Source organism: Kiloniella litopenaei, assembly GCF_000982415.1.
Taxonomy (GTDB): Bacteria; Pseudomonadota; Alphaproteobacteria; order Kiloniellales; family Kiloniellaceae; genus Kiloniella; species Kiloniella litopenaei.
Genome location: NZ_LANI01000021.1, coordinates 68,344 through 91,270, shown reverse-complemented (window position 1 = coordinate 91,270; position 22,927 = coordinate 68,344). Strand labels below are relative to the sequence as shown.

Sequence of the window (22,927 nt, the reverse complement as noted above, 5' to 3'; positions counted from 1 at the left end):
CCCAAAAAGCAACTATTAGCAATTATTTGATATTATATTTCTAACATAAGATTAAATTTTCTCTAGAATAAATTGAAAATTTATAGCTACTATAAAGCCATAAGCTTTAAAAACATTGAAACATTTTTGGATAATACGATGGGGACACTAGACGTAGCAGAAGAAAAAGCTTTCGAAATCATAACAGATATAAAAGAAAATCTAAACGAGATTATATCTGAAGAAGACGCTAAAATTAAAATTATCAATCGATTTTTAAATGAATGCCTTGGTTGGTCCTATCAAGACTTCAGAACTGAACGTAAACACGATAATGGATATTCCGATTACATACTAAGCGATAATGAAACACCTTTACTACTTATCGAGGCCAAACGTATTGGCATAATAGATGTAGCAACAGCAGAAAAAGACAAAGTAAAGTATCTAAAAATTTCTGGATCAAGTTTAAAAAAAGCTTCACAAGGTATCCATCAAGCTGCGAGTTACTCAACCCCCAACGGCTTTCCTATTGCAGTTCTAACTGACGGTATAACTTGGATCATATTTAAAACATTTGTACCCGGAGAAAATTACCAATTAAAAGAAGCTATTGTTTTTCCAAGTTTAGAAGCTGTGCTTTCTGATTTTTCTGAATTTTATGATCTACTTTCAAAACAGCAGTTTTGTAAAAAGATATATAATTCGCTTTTTGACCAAATTCACAATAAAAGACTATTGTTGTCTCAAGATTTAAAAGCCCCCCTAGAAAAGGAAGATATACAACTTTCTCATAAATCAGAAATTGCATTTGACTTAGATCGAGTTTTTTCAAGTTTTTTTTCAAGGCTAACTGGCGATGAAGACGAGAATTTACTAATTGAATGCTTTGTTGAGACCAGAGAAAGCCGAATTGCAGATTTCTCCTTAGAGAAAATGACAACAAGCATATTAGGAAATATCACACCATCAGAAAAGAATGTTGATATAGAACTTACCAACTTAATAAAATCAAATGTTGAGGTCGAAGTATCACCATCAGAATCAGGACAAACAATATTTATTGTAGGACCAACTGGCGCGGGAAAAACAACATTCTTAGATCGATTTTTCAAAAAAACTCTCACCAACCCCATACGAAAAAGATGTGTTCTAGCTCGTGTAAACTGTTTAGATGCAACAGGTAGAGAAGATACAGCTTTAGAGTGGATAACAGAGCGCCTTATTTCCGAATTAGAAAAAGCGACATACCCAGATGCTTCACCAAGCTGGGACGATTTATTAGGTCTGTATCATGGAGAATATTTAAGGCGCTCAAAGGGCGTTGATGCACAGCTATACGATAAAGACAAAGAGCGTTTTAAAGAAAAATTTGGGCAGTATTTGGATAGCCAAGTCGAAGGAGATCGAGAAGGATACTTAAAGCGTGTTCTTGATGATGTCGTAAAAAATAGGAAAATGCTTCCAATTATATTGGTGGACAATATTGATGAATTCTCAGCAGAGTATAAACAAAAAATATTTCAATTTACACAAGCACTAAGAAGACATACGAATCACTGTCTTGTTATTTTTCCCGTAACAGACAAATCAGCTTGGTCATTTTCAAAAACAGACCTCTTTGGCATTTATAAATCTAGATCATTTTTTCTACCCACTCCCTCCCCTAGAGAAGTTTTCAGAAAACGTATCGATTTTTTAAAACAAAAGCTTGCAGAAGATAAATTTCAAAAGAAAGAGAAAAAAGGATATTTTTCTAGTAAAGGTATAAAAATTTCAATTGATAATCTTGATGGATTTGCTCAAGTACTAGAAAATGTTTTTGTTGATCATGACTACACTTCAAAAACAATTGGAGAACTGACAAATTATAACATAAGAAGAACATTATTATTATCACAGAGAGTAATAACCTCTTCAGTTATTAAGATTGAAGACCTAATTAAATCTTATTTAAACGACGAGCCTGTTACAACAAACTTCACTAAATTCATGGATGCTCTCATGAAAGGTGATTACGATGCTTATAAACAGGGTGACAATCATGAAATTTACCCGATATTCCAAGTTGACAGTGAAATCAGGCAATCTCCTTTATTGAATCTCAGAATATTAACCCTATTGAGTTCAATTCACAAAAACAGCCGCTCCGTTGATGAAAAACATCTCGATCTACAATCTTTAATTGATTACTTTGATGCAATTGGATGTTCAGAATCGGCAGTTGAAAAAGCTCTTGCATCTATGCTTGAAGCCAATTTGATTGAACCATACGACGTCTCAAATAGAGAACTATCTGTAAAACAAAAACTCGCAATTTCATACCGTGGAATGGTTCACCTTAGACTCGCCTCTCATAACAGCGTTTTTTTCTACCAAATGGCTTTAACTACAGCGATTGTAGATGAAGATACTTCATTAAAAATAAACAGTGCATACAAAGCCCAAACTCCATTCCCACAAAAAGTTGAGGCAATTAGAAGTATGTTTCTTGATTATCTAATTGCAGAAGATCATCAACATTTTTCAATCGGAGTGGAACTTCCTCAATACAATTGCCAAATAGAACTAATAAATAATTTAAATAAATTCCTTCAATCGCCTGTTGATAATGACTTAGTGGCGACCCTTGGAGAAGAATATAAAGAAGGTATTGTAAAAAGCGGTGTGATTGCCGTTGTCGATTATTATGATGCTTCAAAAGGATTTGGTTTTACAGAAGTTGAAGGCATTGATTCCAGGATATTTATTCATGCTGAAAAGTTACAAGAACATGGAATCAAATCGTTGAGTGATGGAGACGGCATATTATGTGATTTAGCTCGCGGACCAAAAGGTATCTTCATTCAAAAAATACATGATATAGAAATAGATTCTGCCAAAGTTGAGAGCGTAAAATGTCAAATAATAAGACTATTTCCTGAACGAGGATATGGGTTTGTCAAACTAGATGGCAATGCGAGAACTGCATTTTTTCACGTATCAGTTTTTCCAGAAGATAAAAGAGATCAAATTCAATTAAACCAAAAATTGGATGTAGAAATCACGCCAGATAAAAAAGGTACAAGTTTTCAGGTAAAGAAAATCCTGTCCGTAGTCGCGTAAAACATCGAAATTAATGAGCCATAGTCATCAATAAATATAACAGAAAATTGGTGGGCCCGGCAGGACTTGAACCTGCGACATCTCCGTTATGAGCGGAGGGTTCTAACCAACTGAACTACAGGCCCACTTGAGCGCCTAATGTTGCTCAGGCGCTCGGAATCTTCAAGTGTTAAATGTTCGATTCTGGAACATAATCATTAAAATTTTCGACTTGATAATTTTACCTATCAAATATTGAGCCTAATAACCGACGATGGATATCACTCTTTGCATCATACACGCCTATAAACAAAATGGTACACGCAGTGTATCAGGCATAGGAAAGTCGAGCGGCACCGTAAGAGACGGATTTACTGACCGGATCAACTCGCATCAGGTCTTCACCAACCAGTACGGGGCCATCGAATGACTTCTGGACTTCGGCAAGCAGGTCATCGCGGTTGCTGTTTGGCGGCACGATATGGGTCAGAAGCAAACATCCAACACCAGCCTCACTTGCCACCTTCCCCACTTCGTCTGACAAGGTGTGATAGCCCGCAACGGCGGCGATAGTCTCGGCGGAACGCACGCCTTCGACCACGTGCATTTCCCGGTGGACAAAAACCTCGTGCACCAAAAGGTCAACGCCCTTGGCTGCCTTAATCAAGGCCGGGCAATAGGTGGTATCACCAGACAGTGCGATCTTGGTTGCCGCCCTTCCCTTATCCTTTCCAGCGTCCTTTGGCGCAGCAAAGACAAAACCGAAGGCCGGATCAATCGGCTGGTGATCTACCGCAACAATATCAACGGTCACTTCGCCAAACTGGAGACGCTCGCCTGCTTTGATTTCGGTAATATCCAGTTCCAGCGCCGCAGTCGAAGGGCGCTTTTCATGCGCGATGCGCAGGTCCAGCTCTTCTTTCCAGACCGCCATCAATCCCTCAACAAACTTGCGCGTCCCCGTGGGGCCATAGATCCGTTGCGGCGTTGTTCGGCCCTGATGCCAGGCAGAGACAATAACCTGATAGATATCAATCACATGGTCCGAGTGCAGATGGGTAAGCAAAATAGCATCCAGCTTGGCCCCGGATGATCCCGTACCGACGAGGCGCTGCGTCACACCGGAACCACAGTCAATCAGGATTTCGGTATCACCATCGACGCCAGAATGACGGATCAATTGCCCCGCCCCATAGCGTTCCGTATGGACCGCCGGACATCCCGTTCCCAAAAGTGTGATATCCATCTTTACCTCTCTATTATCCGGCACATCAAATCCGTCTTGATGCGGACGTCATGACACGTTTTTTTAACTGGCTTCTTGTCTTTGTACTTTGCACAGAAAAAGTATCAAATGAAACTATAATGTTTTATTGGTATTATTTTATTGGATAGATCAACTTGAAACGCTCAAGCACCAATAAAGTGTCAGGTGTAAAGCTGTTTCCAGTTGCCGCAGCACGGCGTTCGAAAAATTCCTCATGAACTTGCTGCCACTCCTGATAGCTTCCCTCCCCCTCTGACAGCGCAAAGTCTTCGGTAACGTCCTTGAAGGCAGCGCGTGATACCGATGTCATCTGGATCAAACAGCGTGGGTTTCCGTCAAAATCGGTCAGGATATGATAACTGCCATCTTCGGGTGGATCTTCGTTATCATGCTCGTAATCAAAAAGCGCACCACAGGTTGCCATTTTCTGACCCTTCATAACAAGAGCCAGAAGATCGTCGGCCATTTCAGGACTATCACCAAAGAACCACGACGAAAAAGAGGCGTTTCGGTCTTGTGCCGGGACATAGTCCCAACAGCTTTTCCAAAACGCCTCTAGCTTTTCATCTGATTCCCGAAGTGGATTATCAACCATTTCAGGTTCCAATAGTTATGTATCTAGGAAGCTGCGCAGTTTGCGCGAACGACTTGGATGCTTGAGCTTACGCAGTGCTTTCGCCTCAATCTGACGAATACGCTCACGTGTGACCGAGAACTGCTGACCAACTTCTTCCAGAGTGTGGTCAGTGTTCATACCAATACCAAAGCGCATACGGAGCACGCGCTCTTCACGTGGGGTCAAGCTGGCGAGAACACGGGTTGTGGTTTCGCGCAGATTTGACTGGATTGCAGAATCAAGCGGAATAACAGCATTTTTATCTTCGATGAAATCACCGAGATGGCTGTCTTCCTCGTCCCCGATCGGGGTTTCAAGCGAAATAGGTTCCTTGGCAATCTTCAGGACCTTGCGCACTTTTTCAAGCGGCATGCCCAGACGTTCTGCCAATTCTTCCGGCTGTGGCTCGCGGCCAATTTCATGAAGCATCTGACGGCTGGTGCGAACCAGCTTGTTGATGGTTTCAATCATGTGAACCGGAATACGGATTGTCCGGGCCTGATCCGCGATAGAGCGGGTAATGGCCTGACGGATCCACCAGGTCGCATAGGTCGAGAACTTGTAACCACGACGGTATTCGAACTTGTCCACCGCCTTCATCAGGCCAATGTTACCTTCCTGAATAAGATCCAGGAACTGAAGGCCACGGTTGGTGTACTTCTTGGCAATAGAGATCACAAGACGCAAGTTGGCCTCGACCATTTCGGTCTTGGCGCGGCTGGCTTCCTTTTCACTGGTCTGCACGACTTTAACAGTCTTGCGGAACTCTGGAATTGGCAGGCCAACATCATCAGCAACCTTGGAAATGCTGCCACGGATTTTTGTAATGTCGTCCGCGTAACGTTCTGCGAACTTATCCCAACCCTTGCCTTTGTAAGTTTTGATTTCTTCCAGCCAGTTCGGGTGAAGCTCACTACCAAAGTAGGTATCGAGGAATTCCTGACGTGCAACACCGGACTTTTCAGCCAGACGCAGAAGTTTACCTTCCTGAGACATCAGGTTTTTGTTCAGGCCGTAAAGCTGATCCATAAGCTGTTCAAGACGGTTAGAGTTAAAATGAACCCCTTCCATAAGCTCGATCATTTCCTGCTTCATCTTGCTGTATTTTTTCTCTACAGCATCCGGCACCTTGTCACCAGCAAGCAGAGATGTCAGGCGCTTTTCCTGAACCTTGCTCAGCTTTTGTTGATGGCTGGCAATGTTTTCGAGCATCTCGAGAACCTGCGGCAGCAATGCTTCTTCCATGGCAGCAAGAGACATGTTGTTCTCTTCGCCGTCATCTTCGCCACCTTCTCCAGACTCTTCCTCCCCTTCGGCAGGGGCAGGCTTGTCGTCGTCATCGTCATCATCAACCTGCTCACCCGGCTGGCTGACGATTTCGTCTTCGACATCTGTCTTGTCACCCGCACCGGATTCTTCAAACGCGATATCATCGTCGTTTGGCCCGCCGCCATAGGTGGCATCCAGATCAATAATATCTCTGAGCAGAAGATCACCCTGTATCAGACCTTCGCGCCAGTGAAGCAAGGACCGAATAGTCAGCGGGCTTTCGCAAATCCCGCCAATCATTTTATCCCGACCAGCCTCAATACGTTTTGCAATCGCAATCTCACCTTCGCGAGACAGCAATTCAACCGTACCCATTTCACGAAGATACATCCGGACAGGATCATCGGTACGACCCGCGTCCTCTTCCTTTACGTTCCCGACAACGGCTTCGTCGGGTTTTGCTTCTTCGTCAACGGCTTCGTCTGATTCTTCGTTTTCGACAACATTGATACCCATCTCGGAAAGAAGGGCCATAATGTCTTCGATCTGTTCGGATGACATCTCATCAGATGGCAAAACCTTGTTGAGCTCGTCATAAGTGACATAGCCAACTTCTTTTGCCTTCGCGATCATCTTTTTGACGGTCGCCGATGTAATATCCATTAGAGGTCCGTCGGAAGTTTCTTCCCGATTTTCCGTGCTCTTTTCAGCGGTTTCGGTCGCCTTGGTCGCCATATAACCTTGTACCCCAAATAGCAATTTAGCACGCTAGCCGATTCTACTCATTAGCCAACGTGCTCTTTCGTAACGCTTAGTGACTGTCTTCATAAGCATCCGGGTCATAGCTGTCCAAATCAATAGCTATACCAGATGCCTCTTGCCGGAGTTGCTTGTGCGCTTCCAGCTGAGTCAATCCCGTTTCATCCATATTCGCCGCAAATTCGCGACTGTGAACACCTTTTTCCTGTTCTGCCTGTTTCTCGCGGAACATAGCCGCTATATGCGTCACACCGTGCTCAGCTGCGTAGCTGTCCGTTGCCGGTCGCGCAAATTTTCCGTGATCCATAACAGCAGGACTCAAGAGTTCATCCATTAGTCGAGAATATCCCTTATCGCAGAGTTGGCATTTAAGTGCCTCTCTGTCAAGATCTGGGTCTCGAACAATAACATCCACGAGATCTTGTAACACCCTGTTATATTCTTCACTCGGCAGCCTCAAACTCGCCAGATCCTCTAGCTGTTTGGACAAAACATTGGGGTGATTGATCAGCGTCGCCAGTAAAACCTGTTCCTGTCGTTGTGCTAATTTTCTCGTGGGTAAATTCGGTCGTGGGATCCGTGGGTCCAGTTCAAACGAATCCTTCTTCCCCCATTGGCGGTTGCGATTCTGCTTGCGCCCGGCCTGTTTCTTGAAGGGCTTGTTATAGCCTTGATAGCTATTTCCACCATAACCACCCCCTCCCTGGTTATACCCTTGATTATAGCTGGGTCCACCATAAGATTGAGCAGCAGGTTGTGCCGCGCCTTTACTGATAACGCCCGTTAACTCGTCAAAGCGCCTGAACATCTCTTTTTGATATTCGAACCTTAGATCTTTATCCGTGATAACACTGAACTGTCGGCGTAACTCCGCTTTCAGGGCCGCGCGCCGTTCAGGTGTTTCAATATCCGCGCCTGTGGTGGTTTTTCGCCATAGCATTTCTGACAAGGGTTTTGCTGTGCGCAGAACTTCGCGCATTTGCGCCGGGCCCTGGGTCTGGATAAGGCTGTCCGGATCCTCGCCCTCGGGCAAGGTTGCAAAGCTGAGGGATTTCCCGGGCTGAATGATCGGCAAAGCCCGCTCGACCACTCTGTTCGCAGCGCGAATACCCGCGGTATCGCCATCAAGGCACAGCACGGGTTCCGGCACCATGCGCCAGAGTTCCTGTATCTGATCTTCGGTTACCGCTGTGCCCAACGGCGCAACCGCCGACGGGAAACCCGCTTGGGCAAGCGCGATAACATCCATGTAACCTTCGGTCACAATGACTTCGCCCAGATCGTGGGCCGCCTGACGGGCGTTTGCCAGATTGTAAAGAATCTTGCCTTTATGAAATAGGATCGTATCTGGCGAGTTTAAATACTTGGCTTTGCTGTCACCAAGCGCACGCCCACCAAAAGCAATAATTCGACCACGACGATCAGTAATCGGGAACATCAGGCGATGGATAAAATAATCCCAGTATTCATTCCCGTCTTTACGTCGGTCCTCATCACTGTGCTTGATCACCCCGACATCGACCAACTGTTCGTCGTCAATCCCGCGCGCGTTCATTGCTTTGCGGATCAAGCCCCGTTGATTGGGGGAATACCCAAGACGAAAACGGCTAACAGTCTCTGGCCTAAGTCCGCGACGATTAACATAATCACGCGCTTCCTTGCCTGCATCACCCGCCAGTTGCTCTTCGAACCACTTGGCGACTTCTTCCATCACATCATAAAGACTGGCGCGTTTCTTTGACCGCTCGGCCTCTTCTTTGCTGGCTTTTGGCACCTGCAAACCTGCCTGTTCGGCAAGACGTTCTACAGACTCGGGGAAAGAAAGTCCCTCTGTCTCGGTGACAAAGGTAATGACATCCCCATGAGCACCGCAACCAAAGCAATGATAAAAACCTTTATCATCATTAACCGTGAACGAAGGGGTGTTTTCATTATGAAAAGGGCAGAGGCCGCTGAATTCCCGGCCACGTTTGGTCAATTTTACCTTGCGCCCGACCACACCGGAAACCGGCACACGTGCGCGCAGTTCATCTAAAAATTCTGGCGTGAATGACATTGAAGGGCGTGTTCCCAAACCAACAAGTACCTTGATCTGAAAGTTAGCTTATCACAGCAGTGCAAAAGAAAACAGAACCCATAGGCATCCCATGAGTTCTGTTAACATATAATCAGCTTTTGGCAGGTTTAAACCAGTTTGGCTTTTACAACACCACTGGCTTTACCAAAATCCATTGTACCTGCGTACTTGGATTTAAGAGCGCCCATGACTTTTCCCATATCTTTAATGGAATCTGCCCCGAGCTCTGAAATAAGGTCTTCGACAATCTTTTCAACTTCTTCAGCAGACATCTGCTTCGGAAGAAACTTTTCGATTACCTCAATTTCGCTCTGTTCCCGCTCTGCGAGTTCTGTACGACCAGCCTTTTCGTACATTTCAATCGAATCTCTTCTTTGGCGAATCATTTTCTGGAGCATTTCCAGAACCGCTTCCTCACCAATAGGATCACTCCCCTCGCCACGCGCCGCAATATCGCGGTCTTTTAAAGCAGCCAAAATAAGCCTAAGCGTTGATATTGCTTGCTTATCTTTGTTGCGCATGGCTTCTTTGAGAGCATCATTCAAGCTGTTGCGTAGCATCATTTGCCCCGAACAAGTTTAGAAAGGACCAGAACCTACTCTAAAAACAAAGAAATGGCAAAGTTTTAAAAAGTTTCTAAGTAACTGTTATTAAACAATATTTTCTTTCGTGTTTTTCTTGACCTAAAAGCCACTTATGCTTATACAAAGGCCTCAGCTATTAAATCGCTGACGATTACGTCTGCCTAAAGGACGCCTCATCCATGAGTATTATGACATCAAAAGAAACCTCCGTCTCCCAGACAGGGGCTATTGATTCTGCCTGCAAACAACCTGCGGGAGCAACCGCAGTCCTCGTTCTTGCCAGCGGGCAAGTTTTTTGGGGAAGAGGTTTGGGCGCAGAAGGTGAAGCCGTTGCAGAAGTCTGCTTTAACACCTCAATGACCGGGTATCAGGAAATCCTGACCGACCCTTCCTATGCTGGACAGATCATCACCTTTACTTTCCCGCATATCGGGAATGTTGGTACCAATGATGAAGACATTGAGACAATCACCCCTTCTTCACGCGGTGCCATTCTGCGAATGGATATTACGCAGCCCTCTAACTGGCGCGCGACCCGTGATCTAGATGCGTGGCTAAAATCTCATAATCTCAGCGCTATCACAGGCGTTGATACCCGTGTTCTTACCCGTCTGATCCGTGACAATGGCGCGCCTAACGGCTGTATCGCCTATCACGCTGATGGCAAGTTTGATCTGGAAACCCTCCGCAAAAAAGCTGCAGACTTTCCCGGCCTAAATGGTATGGACCTTGCCAAAGAGGTTACCTGTGCCCAGACATCAAACTGGAACGAAAAACGCTGGACACTTGAAGAAGGATATCAAAGCGAAGACAATCCCGAATTTCATGTTGTCGCTGTTGATTTCGGAGCCAAACGCAATATTCTGCGCTCTCTTAGCTCTCAAGGCTGTCGCGTGACGGTGGTTCCGGCCAACGCAACTGCAGATGAAATTTTGGCTCACAAGCCTGACGGCGTCTTTCTGTCTAACGGCCCAGGTGACCCGGCTGCAACAGGTGAATATGCCATCCCAATGGTAAAGAGCCTTCTGGAACAAAAAGACCTGCCAATCTTTGGCATCTGCCTTGGCCATCAAATCCTTGCTCTCGCGCTTGGTGCTCGCACGAAGAAAATGCATCTAGGCCACCGTGGTGCAAACCACCCCGTCAAGGATTTCACCACAAACAAGGTAGAGATCACCAGCCAGAACCATGGCTTTATGGTGGATAAAGTTAGCCTGCCTGAAAATGTTGAAGAGACACACATCTCACTTTTCGACAACACGAATCAGGGCATCCGTCTGAAGGACCGCCCGGTGTTCTCTGTTCAATATCACCCAGAGGCTTCGCCCGGACCACAGGATAGCCAATACCTGTTCAAGCGGTTCCGCGATCTTATGGCAGACCGCCGAAAATAAGTTGCAATGGCGGCGCTTTCGACAGCAGCCGCCATTGTTTTAACAAGACAGCTGAACAGCTCATTGCCCGTCACAAGGCACGAGCAAACAGACAAAAGATGAGTAAAGCAGACCATGCCTAAAAGAACAGACATCAAATCCATTATGATCATCGGCGCGGGGCCGATCATTATCGGTCAGGCTTGCGAGTTTGACTATTCCGGTGCACAGGCCTGTAAAGCACTACGCGAAGAAGGCTACCGGGTTATCCTGGTGAACTCGAACCCGGCAACGATTATGACCGACCCCGGTCTTGCTGATGCAACCTATGTCGAGCCGATCACACCGGAAGTTGTCGAAAAGATCATCGAAAAAGAAAAACCCGACGCGCTTTTGCCAACAATGGGTGGCCAAACAGCCCTGAACACAGGCCTTGCTCTGGAACGTTCGGGCGCTTTACACAAGCACGGCGTTGAAATGATTGGTGCGAAAGCCGATGTCATTGAAAAGGCCGAAGACCGCTTGCTGTTCAGAACGGCCATGGAAAAAATTGGCCTGAATTCTCCACGTTCAAAGGTTGTACACTCTTACGAAGAAGCTCTGGAAGCTTTGGAATATGTTGGCATTCCGGCCATTATCCGCCCGTCCTTTACCCTCGGCGGCACGGGTGGCGGCATCGCCTACAACCCCGAAGAGTTTGAAGAGATCGTCAAAAGCGGCCTGAAAGCCTCACCAACTACTGAAGTACTGGTTGAACAGTCTGTTCTGGGATGGAAAGAGTATGAAATGGAAGTTGTCCGCGACAGTGCCGACAACTGCATTATCATCTGTTCCATCGAAAACATCGACCCCATGGGCATTCACACAGGCGACTCAGTCACCGTTGCCCCGGCCCTGACCCTGACAGATAAAGAGTATCAAATTCTCCGCGATGCCTCTATCGATTGTCTGCGCGAAATAGGTGTGGACACAGGTGGCTCAAACGTACAGTTCGGCCTCAACCCGGAAAATGGCGAGCTCGTGGTTATCGAAATGAACCCGCGTGTTTCCCGTTCATCTGCACTGGCATCCAAAGCAACAGGTTTCCCGATTGCCAAGATCGCGGCAAAACTGGCTGTTGGCTATACACTGGACGAGCTCAAGAACGATATTACCAAAGTCACACCGGCATCTTTTGAACCAACAATCGACTATGTCGTGACCAAGATCCCTCGCTTTACCTTCGAAAAATTCCCCGGCGCTGAAGATTATCTGACCACAGCGATGAAATCTGTGGGCGAAGCCATGTCCATCGGACGCTGCTTTGGCGAATCAGTCCAAAAAGCACTGCGGTCCATGGAAACCGGCCTGACAGGCTTTAACGAAGTTCATATCCCCGGCGCCGTTGATGCCGACGGCAATGTGGATAAAGACACGGTTCGTTCCTTCCTGTCAAAACCGACAAAAGACAGAATGTTGACCATTGCTCAGGCTCTGCGTCACGGCTTGACTGTCGAAGAAATTTTTGACGTCACCAAATTTGATCCATGGTTTGTGCGCCAGATCGAAGACATTGTCCTGATGGAAAATGATATTCGCGAAAATGGCCTTCCTAAAGATCGTCAATCCTTCCTGACCCTCAAGAAAATGGGGTTTGCAGATGCGCGTCTTGCCGAGCTGACCAATCAGGAAGAAAGCGAAGTCACGAAACATCGCCACAGCCTGAACGTATCCCCCGTGTACAAACGGATTGATACCTGCGCAGGTGAATTCCCGTCTACCACCCCATACATGTATTCATGTTACGAAGGGGACGGCGTAAACCCGGCAGAATGCGAATCAGAGCCGACTGACCGCGAGAAAATTATGATCCTTGGCGGTGGCCCAAACCGAATTGGTCAGGGTATCGAGTTTGATTACTGTTGTGTGCACGCGGCCTACGCCCTTAGCGATGCAGGCTACGAGACCATTATGGTCAACTGTAACCCGGAAACAGTTTCCACAGATTACGACACTTCTGATCGTCTCTATTTCGAACCGCTTACAGGTGAAGACGTTATCGAGATCGCCCGCAAGGAACAGAGTAACGGCACCCTCAAAGGTGTGATTGTACAGTTTGGCGGACAGACACCTCTTAAACTGTCACAGGCTCTCGAAGATGCGGGCATTCCGATCCTCGGCACCTCACCGGATGCCATTGATCTTGCCGAAGATCGCGAACGCTTCCAGAAGCTCTTGCAGGAACTCGGGTTGCGCCAGCCAACAAATGGTACTGCAACAACCAAGGAAGAAGCCTTTGCCGTTGCTGAACGCATTGGTTTCCCGGTTGTTATTCGTCCATCCTATGTTCTCGGCGGCCGTGCTATGGAGATCATACACGAAACCAGTCAGCTGGAACGCTATATCAACACAGCTGTTCAGGTCTCTGGAAAGAACCCTGTCCTGCTTGATGGTTACCTGCAAGACGCCATTGAGGTGGATGTTGATGCAATCTGCGATGGCAAGGATGTCTTTGTAGCCGGGATCATGGAACACATCGAAGAAGCGGGTATTCACTCTGGTGACTCCGCCTGTTCCTTGCCGCCATACAGCCTGTCTGAAAGCATTATTGCCGAGATTAATGAGCAAGCGCACAAACTGGCTCTGGCCCTCAATGTTGTGGGCCTGATGAATGTTCAGTTCGCGGTTAAAGACGATGTTGTTTACATTCTCGAAGTTAACCCGCGTGCCAGCCGTACGGTGCCTTTTGTGGCAAAAGCAACCGGCAATGCCGTGGCTAAAATTGCTTCGCGCGTTATGGCTGGTGAAAAGCTTGCCAATATCGACCTGATCACAGAACGCGGTGACCATATTGCCATCAAGGAAGCTGTTTTCCCCTTCAACCGCTTCCCCGGTGTTGATGTAATGCTTGGCCCTGAAATGCGGTCAACTGGTGAGGTTATGGGACTGGATACTTCCTTTGGCCGCGCTTTCCTCAAAGCACAGATGGCCGTTGGCATTGATCTTCCGGACGAGGGAACAGTCTTCATTTCTGTCAAAGATCGTGACAAAAAAGTTATGGAAGACTTGGCCAAGGATCTTTTGGATATGGGCTACAAAATTGTCGCGACCAGCGGCACAGCGACTCATCTTCAGGAAAAGGGTTTTGAAGTAGAACGTGCCCTGAAAGTTCGTGAAGGCCGCCCGAACATTGCCGATAACATCAAGTCTGGTAAAGTTCACCTGATCATCAATACAACCGAAGGTGCCAAGGCGATTGCGGACAGCTTTAATATCCGTCGTGGCGCTCTCGACAGCTCGGTTCCTTACTTCACAACTGCCAATGGTGCCCGCGCCATGGTAGAGGCTTTGAAAGCAAAAAAAGAAGGCATACTTGAAGTTGAGCCACTTCAGGCTTATTTTAAGAGTTCGTTCTAATTTAAGTGGCTCCCGATTCTGCCGTAAAACGGTGGTGGAATCGGGAGCAACTGTTTTTATAAACGCCTGGAAAAGCGAATGAGTGATAAGTTCCCAATGACCAAGGAGGGCCTTGCCCGTCTTGAAGAAGAGCTCCGTAACCTAAAAGTTGTCGAGCGTCCGGCAGTGATTCGCGCTATTGCCGAAGCACGTGAACATGGCGATCTGTCAGAGAACGCCGAGTATCACGCCGCCCGCGAAAAGCAGAGCTTTATTGAGGGCCGCGTTCTTGAGCTTGAAGCACGAATTTCCCGTGCAGAGGTTATTGACGTCGCAGCCATGAGCGGTTCAACCGTGAAGTTCGGCGCAACGATAACCATTGCTGACGAAGATACTGACGAAGAATCCACCTATCAACTGGTTGGCGATCTGGAAGCAGATGTCAAAGCTGGCCGCATTGCGATTACGTCACCTATGGCACGTGCAATGATCGGTAAAGAAGAAGGTGATTCCGTCGAAGTCAGAACACCTGCGGGTGAAAAAGGCTACGAGATCGTCAAGATTGAATATATTTAAGCCACAATTTTTTGGCTAAGATAATACCCGGTACTCCATTGAGATACCGGGTATTTTTTTAAGTAGAGTGAGTGAATTAACTATGCTGCATCACAAAGAATTCTATTATATTCGCCACGGTCAAACAGACTGGAATGCCAAAGGTTTGATGCAGGGCTTCACAGATATTCCGCTGAACGAAACGGGGCGAAAACAAGCTTACGAAGCAGCAGAAGCGATTAAAGGCACAAAAATCAGAACCATCTGTGCCAGTCCACTGGGCCGCGCCTTGGAAACTGCAGAAATTCTGAACCAGGTCCTCAACTGTGAAATAGTCATTCTGGATGATTTAAAAGAAGCAGGCTTTGGGGTTCAGGAAGGACTTGTCGATGACGGATGGTTTACAGCCTGGAAAGACGGCGAATTCACCCCCGAAGGCGCAGAAACAAGACAAGAATTTATCCAACGCGCTACCAACGCTGTTAACACAGCAATTGATTACCCCGGGCCAGTTTTAATCGCTGCCCACGGCGGCCTCTATGGAGCCATAAAACATTATTTCGATTTGCCAGATTACGAGCCCCTCCCTAACTGCGCCCTTTGTCACCATACCCCGCCAAACGCAAAAAACCCTCTTTGGTTACGACGCTTTGTGAATAAGGACTAAACGAACAACAACTTAATCTGATCGGTAGCAACACATCTTAAAAGGAGCACCAATAAATGACACTCTTCGAAACCTTATCAAAAGCTCCTTGTGATGCTCTAACCAGATGTGTGGGGATTGATCCTACTCAAGATACGCTCACAGCTTGGGGGCTGGATGACACCGCAACTGGTGCTCAAAAATTTGCGCTAACGATGTTAGAAGCAGCTCACAATAATGCCTCAATAGTAAAACCCCAGGTCGCCTATTTCGAACGTTTTGGGGCCGAAGGTTATCGTGTGCTGACTGATATCATCAAGGAAGCCAGATCAATGGGGCTTCTTGTTCTCGCAGATGCAAAAAGAGGTGATATAGGTTCCACTATTGATGCCTACTCCCAAGCTTGGCTTGGCGACAAAGCACCGATGCAGGTGGATGCCATTACCGTTACGCCATACCTTGGTTTTGGTTCATTAAAACCGCTGCTTGAAAGAGCCCATGATGCTGGTGCTTACGTCTTTGTTGTAACCCGCTCATCAAACCCTGAAGGCACGGTTTTGCAGGAACACGGCTCCCCCAAATTATGGCAAACAATTTTGGATGACATCGGCACTTGGGAAGCAATTCACGGCAACAAAACCATAGGTGCGGTTGTCGGCGCTACCGTTCCCAGCGACCTTAAATATGCCCTCGAACAACTCCCTAACGCTTACTTTTTGACACCAGGCATCGGAAAGCAGGGCGCAAAACCAGAAGATGTGAAGGCCCTCACCCCTGACCTAAAGAGAATTATCGTCAGTTCCAGCCGTGGTCTGGCAGCAGAAGGCCCAGAAGTTACAGATATTCGCGCAGCAATTACAAAGATATAACAAAGAAAAGTTCTTGCTATTCAAAGAAACTTAAAAGTTGTTTATATCTGGATTTCATAAGCTCACTCTGCAAAGCTGCGGCTTGTATTTTTTTTATAGAACCGCCCTGTTCTTCGGCATGAATATAGAAGCTATTCATGAGATCGGTTTCATATCCCTGCCAAGATTGCTCAGCGGCTGACAATTCTGAAACCAAGCTTTCAGAACTCGATTTCCTAAGCTCATTCATCAAAAAATCTATCTCGCGCAGCCAGTGAGAGCGGCTTTCATAATAACATCCCGAGATATCCAAGGTGCTTATTGCCTTAGACAGGCAGCTTGCTTCAGCTCTATCAATCGGGTTGTCTGATGCAAATATGGCCTTATAAATCGTCCCATCAACAATACGCTTTATCCCAACCCCTATATCGGGGTTAATAAAGAGAAGAAATTCCTCTCCCGCCTCCCACGTATCAACCATTTCAAATGTTATGAAACGATAGAAAAATCCTGCTTCGACTTCCTTGCCTTCCTTATCAGAAAAATAGAGATATCCTGGATCGTGGAAGGCTTTAAACCGTAGGGTAACAGCATTCTCATGCGCTTGAGTTTCACTACCCATAGAAGAAAGAGGCGTAAAAATTGTCAAAGATAAAACCAAACAAGAAATTATTCTTCTAAACATATCACCCCTTTCATAATCCCCAGCAGCACAGCACTTACACCAAACCAAATACCTTCAAAAGAAACGCATCCATCAGAGCGACTTCTTTTAGACGCTCGAAACGACCAGACGCGCCCCCGTGGCCTGCGGACATATTGGTTTTGAAGATCAGATGATTGCTATCTGTTTTAAGCTCACGCAGACGCGCAACCCACTTTGCTGGCTCCCAATAGGTCACGCGCGGATCGGTCAGTCCAGCTGTGACCAGTATATTCGGGTAATCCTGTGCCGTTACATTATCCACAGGCGAGTAGGATTTGATATAGTCATAAGCCGCTTTACTGGCAATTGGGTTACCCCATTCCGGCCATTCCGGTGGCGTCAGCGGCAAGGTTTCATCACACATGGTTGTCAGGACATCCACAAAGGGTACATCCGCAACAATTGCCTTGAAAAGATCCGGGCGCATGTTGGAAACCACGCCCATCAGCATGCCACCCGCACTGCCCCCATGGGCCGCAATCTGTCCCGCCGCGGTATAGCCCTCAGCAATCAGGTGTTCTGCAGCGGCGATAAAATCGATGAAGGTATTCTTCTTCCTATCCATCTTACCATCGAGATACCAGCCATAGCCCTTGTCTGTACCGCCTCGAATATGCGCGATAGCATAGACAAAGCCCCGATCCACCAATGAGAAGCTGTTGCGCATAAAACCTGCTGGAATGGCATTCCCGTAGGAACCATAGCCATAAAGCAGAAGTGGTGCTTTGCCATCCAGTGCAGTATCTTTTCTGTGTATCAGTGAAATCGGCACAAGCGCACCATCATGCGACGGCGCCAACAACCTGCGAACACTATAGTCATCCGGGTTGTGCCCGCTCGGGATTTCATCTTCCTTGCGCAGCGTCCGTTCCCGGTTTTCCATATCGTAATCAAAAACCCGCGCGGGTGTGGAAGGAGAGGAATAGCTAAACCGCAGTGTCTTGGTATCAAATTCATATCCACCGGAAATACCAAGACTATAAGCCTCTTCATCAAAAGCGATCTCGTGCTCCTGACTGTCTGAAAAATGCGTCACAATAATTTTGGGTAGCCCCTCGACACGTTCCAGTCTGGCCATAAAATTCTGGAACACAATCAGGCTTAGAATCAAAACGCCGGGCTTATGGGCAACAAGGTCTTGCCAGTTTTCCCGTCCAGCCTGATCCAAAGACGTTTCACAGACCTTAAAATCAACCGCGTCACTGGCATTGGTCAGGATAAGAAGGCGATCGCCATGGTCACTGACTTCATATTCAATTCCCGGCTCTCGTACGGAAACAACAGAAGGTTTTGACGCAGGATTATCTGCCGGGATCAGATGAACTTCAGAAGTCTGATGATCGTGCGCAGTATCTGAATGAACTTGCCGGACTCGCTTTTGCCAATACCAACAAAAAAACCCGGGTCACTTTCTTCGTAGACAAGCACATCAAGGCTCTCGTCATCGCCCAGATAGTGTCGCAGTACTTTTGATGGACGGTGGTTGTCATCCAGTACAGTGTAGAACAGCGTCTGGTTGTCTGCTGCCCAGACCACCGAACCAGATGTACTGTCGATAACATCGTCCAATTCGGCCCCGGTGGCCAGGTCCTTAATTCTCAACGTGTAGTATTCAGATCCCTTTTCATCGACACTATAGGCGACATAGCGGTGATCCGGGCTATGGGAACAGCTTGCAATCTGAAAAAAATCCTTTCCCTCAGCCTTCTCATTCCCGTCCAGAAGAACCTCTTCACTCCCCTGATTATCCCGTGGTTTGCGACAGAAAATCGGATGCTGTTGCCCCTCTTCATAACGCACATAATAAAGCCAGGGGCCGTCCGGTGATGGCACGGATGAATCATCTTCCTTAATCCGCCCCTTCAGTTCTTCGAACAGTACCTTTTGCAGATCTTCTGTATCGGCCATAACAGCCTTGCAGTATCCGTTTTCCTGTTCAAGATAATCCCGAATATCCGGCGCAAGTTTATCCGGTTGCCGCATGACTTCCTGCCAGTTATCTGCCCGCAACCATGCATAGGGATCTTCGCGTCGATCACCATGCAGTTCATGCACATGTGGTTTTTGCTGTGCTTTTGGGGCAAAGGTATTTTCAGATACAGGACTGCGGCTCATCTTGGCTCCATCTGGTCATAAAAAGTTCTGGTACAGAAGCATTAAATGGTTACATCATATTAGGAAACAAGAAATCACAGGAAATTGTATCTGGCGACAGCACATACAAATAGCAAAGATATTCCATGAGCAATGTTATCAATCTAAAGCAGGCCCGTAAAAGCAAGGCACGGAAAGAAAAGGCGTCAAAGGCTGCTGATAACCGTATCGAGTTCGGTCGCACAAAAGCTGAAAAAGAAATTTCAAAGACCGAAAAGAAACGCCAAACAAAGATTCTTGACGACCACAAGCTGGATAAATAGCGATCTCTTATACTGTCGTTATCACCTGTTTCTAATATTTTTATACATTTCATAAAAACACTCTTGACCTAGAGTGCACTCCAGCAATTACGGTACAAAGTGTCTGCACCCGAAAGCACCTTCATTGTCCTGAAAAGCGTGCTGGTGACAGTCATTTTTACTTACAACAGATGGACGGAAAATTATGTATATCGGCGAGCTTTCAGCCCAAAGTGGCCTTTCCATAGATACTCTTCGGTATTACGAAAAGATTGGCTTAATCCCTGACACCAATAGAGATCACGGTGGGCGACGGGTTTACCAACCTTCGATCACAGACTGGATCAGCTTTTTAAAGAAGCTTCGGGCCACTGGTATGGGCGTCAAAGATATGGCCCGCTACGCCGCATTGCGAGAAGTTGGGCCACAGACAGCAAATCAACGACGCGAGATGCTCGAAGAACGTCGGGAAATCGTCAAAAATAAAATTGCAGAACTTTCTGACTGTCTGGATTTGCTGAATCACAAAATCGATCTCTACGAAAAAATGGAAGCATCCAACACCACGATAAATTCTCCGCTGGAAGCCAGAGTTCAAACCAAAGGTATTTTGAAAAATGACGATTGAGACAACAGATAAATCAGCCCTACAAAAAGGGCGAGACTACGCCGCAAAAAATCTCACTCCAAATCTGGAAGAAATTTTAGGCGAACGCTACGATGACCTGGTTCCTGGCATGTCAGAAAGTCTTATTGAATGGGCTTACGGCCGTCATTATTGCCGAGATGGCCTTGATCCAAAAACGAGACAACTTTGTACCGTAGCCGCCCTGACTGTGCTTGGAGGTCAAACAGCCCCCCAACTTAAAATCAATATCGAACACGCCCTTAAAAGCGGTGCAAATAAACAGGAAATTTCTGAAACAATCTGGCAAATGGCTGTCTATGGTGGATTGCCAGCTGCGATTAACGGATTAAATGCTGCAAAAGAAGTTTTTGCATCCCACGAAGCGCAATAATGATAATCGCTGTTAAAAATCAAATTGCTCACAATAAAAAAGCGCCACCAAAATTGGCGCTTTTTTCAATTCCGGCATTCGACAGATATCTTACTCTACATCCAGCGAAGCAACTTCAAGATCATCCGTTTTCTCACGATAGAAAATATGACGGCCTATCGTTGGTCCCTCATCAAAAGCAGTGCGCCATTTGGGGTTCACATAGTCAGCGTGATACCACAGAGCACCTTCACTAACATCGTTAGACACACCCCAGTACACATAACGCGCAAGCTTCTGCGCTTCGTCCCATGCGGCCAGATCTTTAATCTCGTCTTTTTTGCCGTCACACCACCAGGAAAACTGACATTTGTGTAGGCGAGAAGACCCCCCCTGTTGCACGACCCCACAAATAGTTGACGGGAATCTTTTGCTGGCAACACGGTTAAGGACAACATGCGCTACTGCACGTTTTCCACTTGTATTCTCACTGCGGGATTCAAAATAAATATTCTGTGCCAGACACTCAAGCTCGGTGTCATAATTGGCCAGTGTTGGGCGGCGACGCTCTAGCTCGGGCAAAACAGCGTAATCACGTGCCAATGGCCGTACATCTACAGGGGAAATAAAATCATCTTCTGCGACTTGCACAGCTTGCGCACCTTGCTGTGCCTCGGGTGCAATCAACCCAGCACTGATAACAAGTGCGAACAAGAATGACGAAAAACCATACCAATGGTTACGGAATTGGCCACGTAGCCTATACCCTACACGTCTGATCTGTCGTAAACCACGTCTCATTTAAGTACCTCAGTTTATCACTTCAGCAGCTTCTTCAAGCCCGTGCCCACACAGCCTGTATCATTGTGAGCGTACCCCGATATGGGGATGAATTAAAAACAAGCAACCCTGTGTCGCCTGTTACGCCCAAATCTTTACAAGAGATTAACACAAAGAGTCAAAGAAATATTTATCATGAATTAGAGACAAAAACGACTAAAACTACTTACAACACCCATGAATACACTAACTAAAAACAACATTTACTTTAACAAATGCATTTTTACTTTAAATAAAAAATAAATAGCCATGCAACTTTCGCATGCAACCTATGCCGCCTAATTAAAAATACTGATATTTATTGTGATAAAAATGAGACCAAAGTTTCAAAATCTAAAAAACACCCCAAGATGCTGATATATATAAATTTATTTTACCTTATAATTTTCAAGCGAATTCTTGGCGTTAATATTTTTTATTTAAAAAACACAACGTGGCAAAATTACAACAGGTAAAAGGCATTCGATAGCCCCTGTTTCTCACTGCTTTTTCATTAACCTTTTTACTTAACCCGTTAACCATATTTACTGTAAACAAAACCAAGTTTTCCAAGGATTCACAAAAAAACGTCCCCAAATTTGACATGGTCTTTGCGGCATATACCTATAGATTTTAGACGTCACAAATGTTTAAGTGCCCTATCAGATCAACCTCGGGGAAGCCTGAAACTATGAACAAGACCATTAAAGTTGCCGGTATCACACTTATTTCAATTGCTGTACTCATCGTTGCCGGCGTCATTTTCATATATTCGTCACTGGATTCAATTGTAAAAGCTGCTGTCGAGAGTGTTGCTTCGGACATGACGCAAACCGAAGTCACTTTGGATAATGTCTCAATTTCACCAACGACAGGTGAAGGCAGCTTATCCGGCTTTCTAATGAGCAACCCGAAAGGTTTCAAATCAAGCGACGCCTTTAAATTCGAGGAAATCACAATAAAGGTTGATCCAGCCTCTATCGCGAGCGACGTGGTTGTTATTAATGAGATCCGTATCAAAGCACCACACATCACCTATGAAGTAGGACCACAAAAAAGTAATATCGACACCATTAATGAAAATGCCCAATCAAACAGCGGTTCAAGTGACAATAGTAGCAACGGCACAGATTCTGGCCCTAAATTCATTGTTGAGCACCTTTACCTGAACGATGGCGAAGTTTCCGTGGCTGCCGCACCTCTTGGGGATAAAACGATTGACGTTGACCTGCCGAATATTCACCTCAAGGACATTGGCAAGGGCGGCAATGGCGCAAGCCCAGATGTCATTTTAAAAGCAGCACTTGGGGCGGTAACGAAAAATATCACTAGCGCGCTGAACTCAGTAGATCTTGAAGGTATAGCCAAAGATGTAAAAGGCCGCGTACAGGACCTGTCCGAGGGAGCGGCAAGCAGTGCATCAGCTGTAACAGATACAGTTGGAGACGCTGCCTCGGGGGCTTCCGAAGAGCTAAAGGGTGCAGCGGATGGCGCCGGAAAAGCGTTAAAGGGTTTGCTTGGTGATTAATCACAAACCGATATAAGGAAACGTAAAAAATGGGGTCCCTGATCAAGA

Annotated in this window: 19 protein-coding genes and 1 tRNA gene; 10 read left to right on the top strand and 10 right to left on the bottom strand. The window is 46.3% G+C overall.

Going from position 1 to position 22,927, the window contains the following annotated elements; translation table 11 throughout:
- Window positions 1–138 precede the first annotated feature (138 nt).
- Window positions 139–3,084: a cold shock domain-containing protein gene (locus WH95_RS14535; RefSeq protein ID WP_046508603.1), complete on the top strand. Its 2,946-nt coding sequence runs from the start codon at window positions 139–141 to the stop codon at window positions 3,082–3,084.
- Between the two features lie 48 nt (window positions 3,085–3,132).
- Here the strand turns inward: WH95_RS14535 and WH95_RS14530 are convergent.
- The 6 genes from WH95_RS14530 to WH95_RS14505 form a co-directional block, all read right to left on the bottom strand.
- A tRNA-Ile gene (locus WH95_RS14530) sits at window positions 3,133–3,209 on the bottom strand.
- Between the two features lie 185 nt (window positions 3,210–3,394).
- On the bottom strand, window positions 3,395–4,309 hold the full coding sequence (locus tag WH95_RS14525; protein ID WP_046508504.1) for an MBL fold metallo-hydrolase: 915 nt from the start codon (window positions 4,307–4,309) through the stop codon (window positions 3,395–3,397).
- Between the two features lie 133 nt (window positions 4,310–4,442).
- On the bottom strand, window positions 4,443–4,925 hold the full coding sequence (locus WH95_RS14520; protein WP_046508502.1) for an ASCH domain-containing protein: 483 nt from the start codon (window positions 4,923–4,925) through the stop codon (window positions 4,443–4,445).
- 15 nt (window positions 4,926–4,940) lie between these two features.
- Complete coding sequence (gene rpoD, locus WH95_RS14515; protein ID WP_046508501.1) at window positions 4,941–6,950, bottom strand: RNA polymerase sigma factor RpoD; 2,010 nt, start codon at window positions 6,948–6,950, stop codon at window positions 4,941–4,943.
- Window positions 6,951–7,026: 76 nt separating this feature from the next.
- The gene (gene dnaG / locus WH95_RS14510) at window positions 7,027–9,030 is read right to left on the bottom strand and encodes a DNA primase (protein WP_046508499.1); all 2,004 of its coding nucleotides are present in this window, start codon (window positions 9,028–9,030) and stop codon (window positions 7,027–7,029) included.
- A gap of 128 nt (window positions 9,031–9,158) precedes the next feature.
- A complete protein-coding gene (locus WH95_RS14505) occupies window positions 9,159–9,611 on the bottom strand; it encodes a GatB/YqeY domain-containing protein (protein WP_046508497.1) in 453 nt (150 codons plus the stop codon).
- Between the two features lie 212 nt (window positions 9,612–9,823).
- Between WH95_RS14505 and carA the strand changes: the two genes are divergently transcribed.
- The 5 genes from carA to pyrF all read left to right on the top strand — a co-directional run bounded on the left by carA (window position 9,824) and on the right by pyrF (window position 16,453).
- On the top strand, window positions 9,824–11,029 hold the full coding sequence (carA, locus tag WH95_RS14500) for a glutamine-hydrolyzing carbamoyl-phosphate synthase small subunit (RefSeq protein ID WP_046508601.1): 1,206 nt from the start codon (window positions 9,824–9,826) through the stop codon (window positions 11,027–11,029).
- A 114-nt stretch (window positions 11,030–11,143) separates the two neighbouring features.
- On the top strand, window positions 11,144–14,404 hold the full coding sequence (carB, locus tag WH95_RS14495) for a carbamoyl-phosphate synthase large subunit (protein ID WP_046508494.1): 3,261 nt from the start codon (window positions 11,144–11,146) through the stop codon (window positions 14,402–14,404).
- Window positions 14,405–14,482: 78 nt separating this feature from the next.
- Window positions 14,483–14,959 carry a transcription elongation factor GreA gene (gene greA / locus WH95_RS14490; RefSeq protein WP_046508492.1) on the top strand — a complete coding sequence of 159 codons (477 nt, stop codon included), beginning with the start codon at window positions 14,483–14,485 and terminating at the stop codon, window positions 14,957–14,959.
- 67 nt (window positions 14,960–15,026) lie between these two features.
- Complete coding sequence (locus WH95_RS14485) at window positions 15,027–15,605, top strand: histidine phosphatase family protein (protein WP_162199391.1); 579 nt, start codon at window positions 15,027–15,029, stop codon at window positions 15,603–15,605.
- Between the two features lie 56 nt (window positions 15,606–15,661).
- Window positions 15,662–16,453: an orotidine-5'-phosphate decarboxylase gene (pyrF, locus tag WH95_RS14480; RefSeq protein WP_046508488.1), complete on the top strand. Its 792-nt coding sequence runs from the start codon at window positions 15,662–15,664 to the stop codon at window positions 16,451–16,453.
- Window positions 16,454–16,469: 16 nt separating this feature from the next.
- On the opposite strand, the gene WH95_RS14475 is transcribed toward pyrF, so the two are convergent.
- The 3 genes from WH95_RS14475 to WH95_RS21715 are packed head-to-tail and all read right to left on the bottom strand — an operon-like array spanning window position 16,470 to window position 19,253.
- On the bottom strand, window positions 16,470–17,117 hold the full coding sequence (locus WH95_RS14475) for a lysozyme inhibitor LprI family protein (RefSeq protein ID WP_046508487.1): 648 nt from the start codon (window positions 17,115–17,117) through the stop codon (window positions 16,470–16,472).
- Window positions 17,118–17,151: 34 nt separating this feature from the next.
- Entirely contained in the window at window positions 17,152–18,453 is a 1,302-nt protein-coding gene (locus WH95_RS21810; RefSeq protein ID WP_281174841.1) for a S9 family peptidase, read from the bottom strand.
- Window positions 18,453–19,253 carry a S9 family peptidase gene (locus WH95_RS21715; protein WP_204247800.1) on the bottom strand — a complete coding sequence of 267 codons (801 nt, stop codon included), beginning with the start codon at window positions 19,251–19,253 and terminating at the stop codon, window positions 18,453–18,455. The genes WH95_RS21810 and WH95_RS21715 overlap by 1 nt, the downstream gene beginning before the upstream one ends.
- A 125-nt stretch (window positions 19,254–19,378) precedes the next feature.
- Between WH95_RS21715 and WH95_RS21030 the strand changes: the two genes are divergently transcribed.
- The 3 genes from WH95_RS21030 (at window position 19,379) to WH95_RS14460 (ending at window position 20,553) form a co-directional block, all read left to right on the top strand.
- Window positions 19,379–19,555, top strand: a complete 177-nt coding sequence (locus WH95_RS21030; protein ID WP_082114174.1) for a DUF4169 family protein — start codon at window positions 19,379–19,381, stop codon at window positions 19,553–19,555.
- Window positions 19,556–19,739: 184 nt separating this feature from the next.
- Complete coding sequence (locus tag WH95_RS14465; RefSeq protein ID WP_046508486.1) at window positions 19,740–20,162, top strand: MerR family transcriptional regulator; 423 nt, start codon at window positions 19,740–19,742, stop codon at window positions 20,160–20,162.
- Window positions 20,152–20,553 (top strand): carboxymuconolactone decarboxylase family protein, encoded by a 402-nt coding sequence (locus tag WH95_RS14460; RefSeq protein ID WP_082114173.1) that lies wholly within the window; start codon window positions 20,152–20,154, stop codon window positions 20,551–20,553. The genes WH95_RS14465 and WH95_RS14460 overlap by 11 nt, the downstream gene beginning before the upstream one ends.
- A 90-nt stretch (window positions 20,554–20,643) precedes the next feature.
- Here the strand turns inward: WH95_RS14460 and WH95_RS14455 are convergent, their stop codons facing one another.
- On the bottom strand, window positions 20,644–21,333 hold the full coding sequence (locus tag WH95_RS14455; protein WP_082114172.1) for a cell wall hydrolase: 690 nt from the start codon (window positions 21,331–21,333) through the stop codon (window positions 20,644–20,646).
- Window positions 21,334–22,042: 709 nt separating this feature from the next.
- Between WH95_RS14455 and WH95_RS14450 the strand changes: the two genes are divergently transcribed.
- Window positions 22,043–22,879, top strand: a complete 837-nt coding sequence (locus WH95_RS14450) for a DUF748 domain-containing protein (protein WP_046508485.1) — start codon at window positions 22,043–22,045, stop codon at window positions 22,877–22,879.
- Window positions 22,880–22,927: the final 48 nt, after the last annotated feature.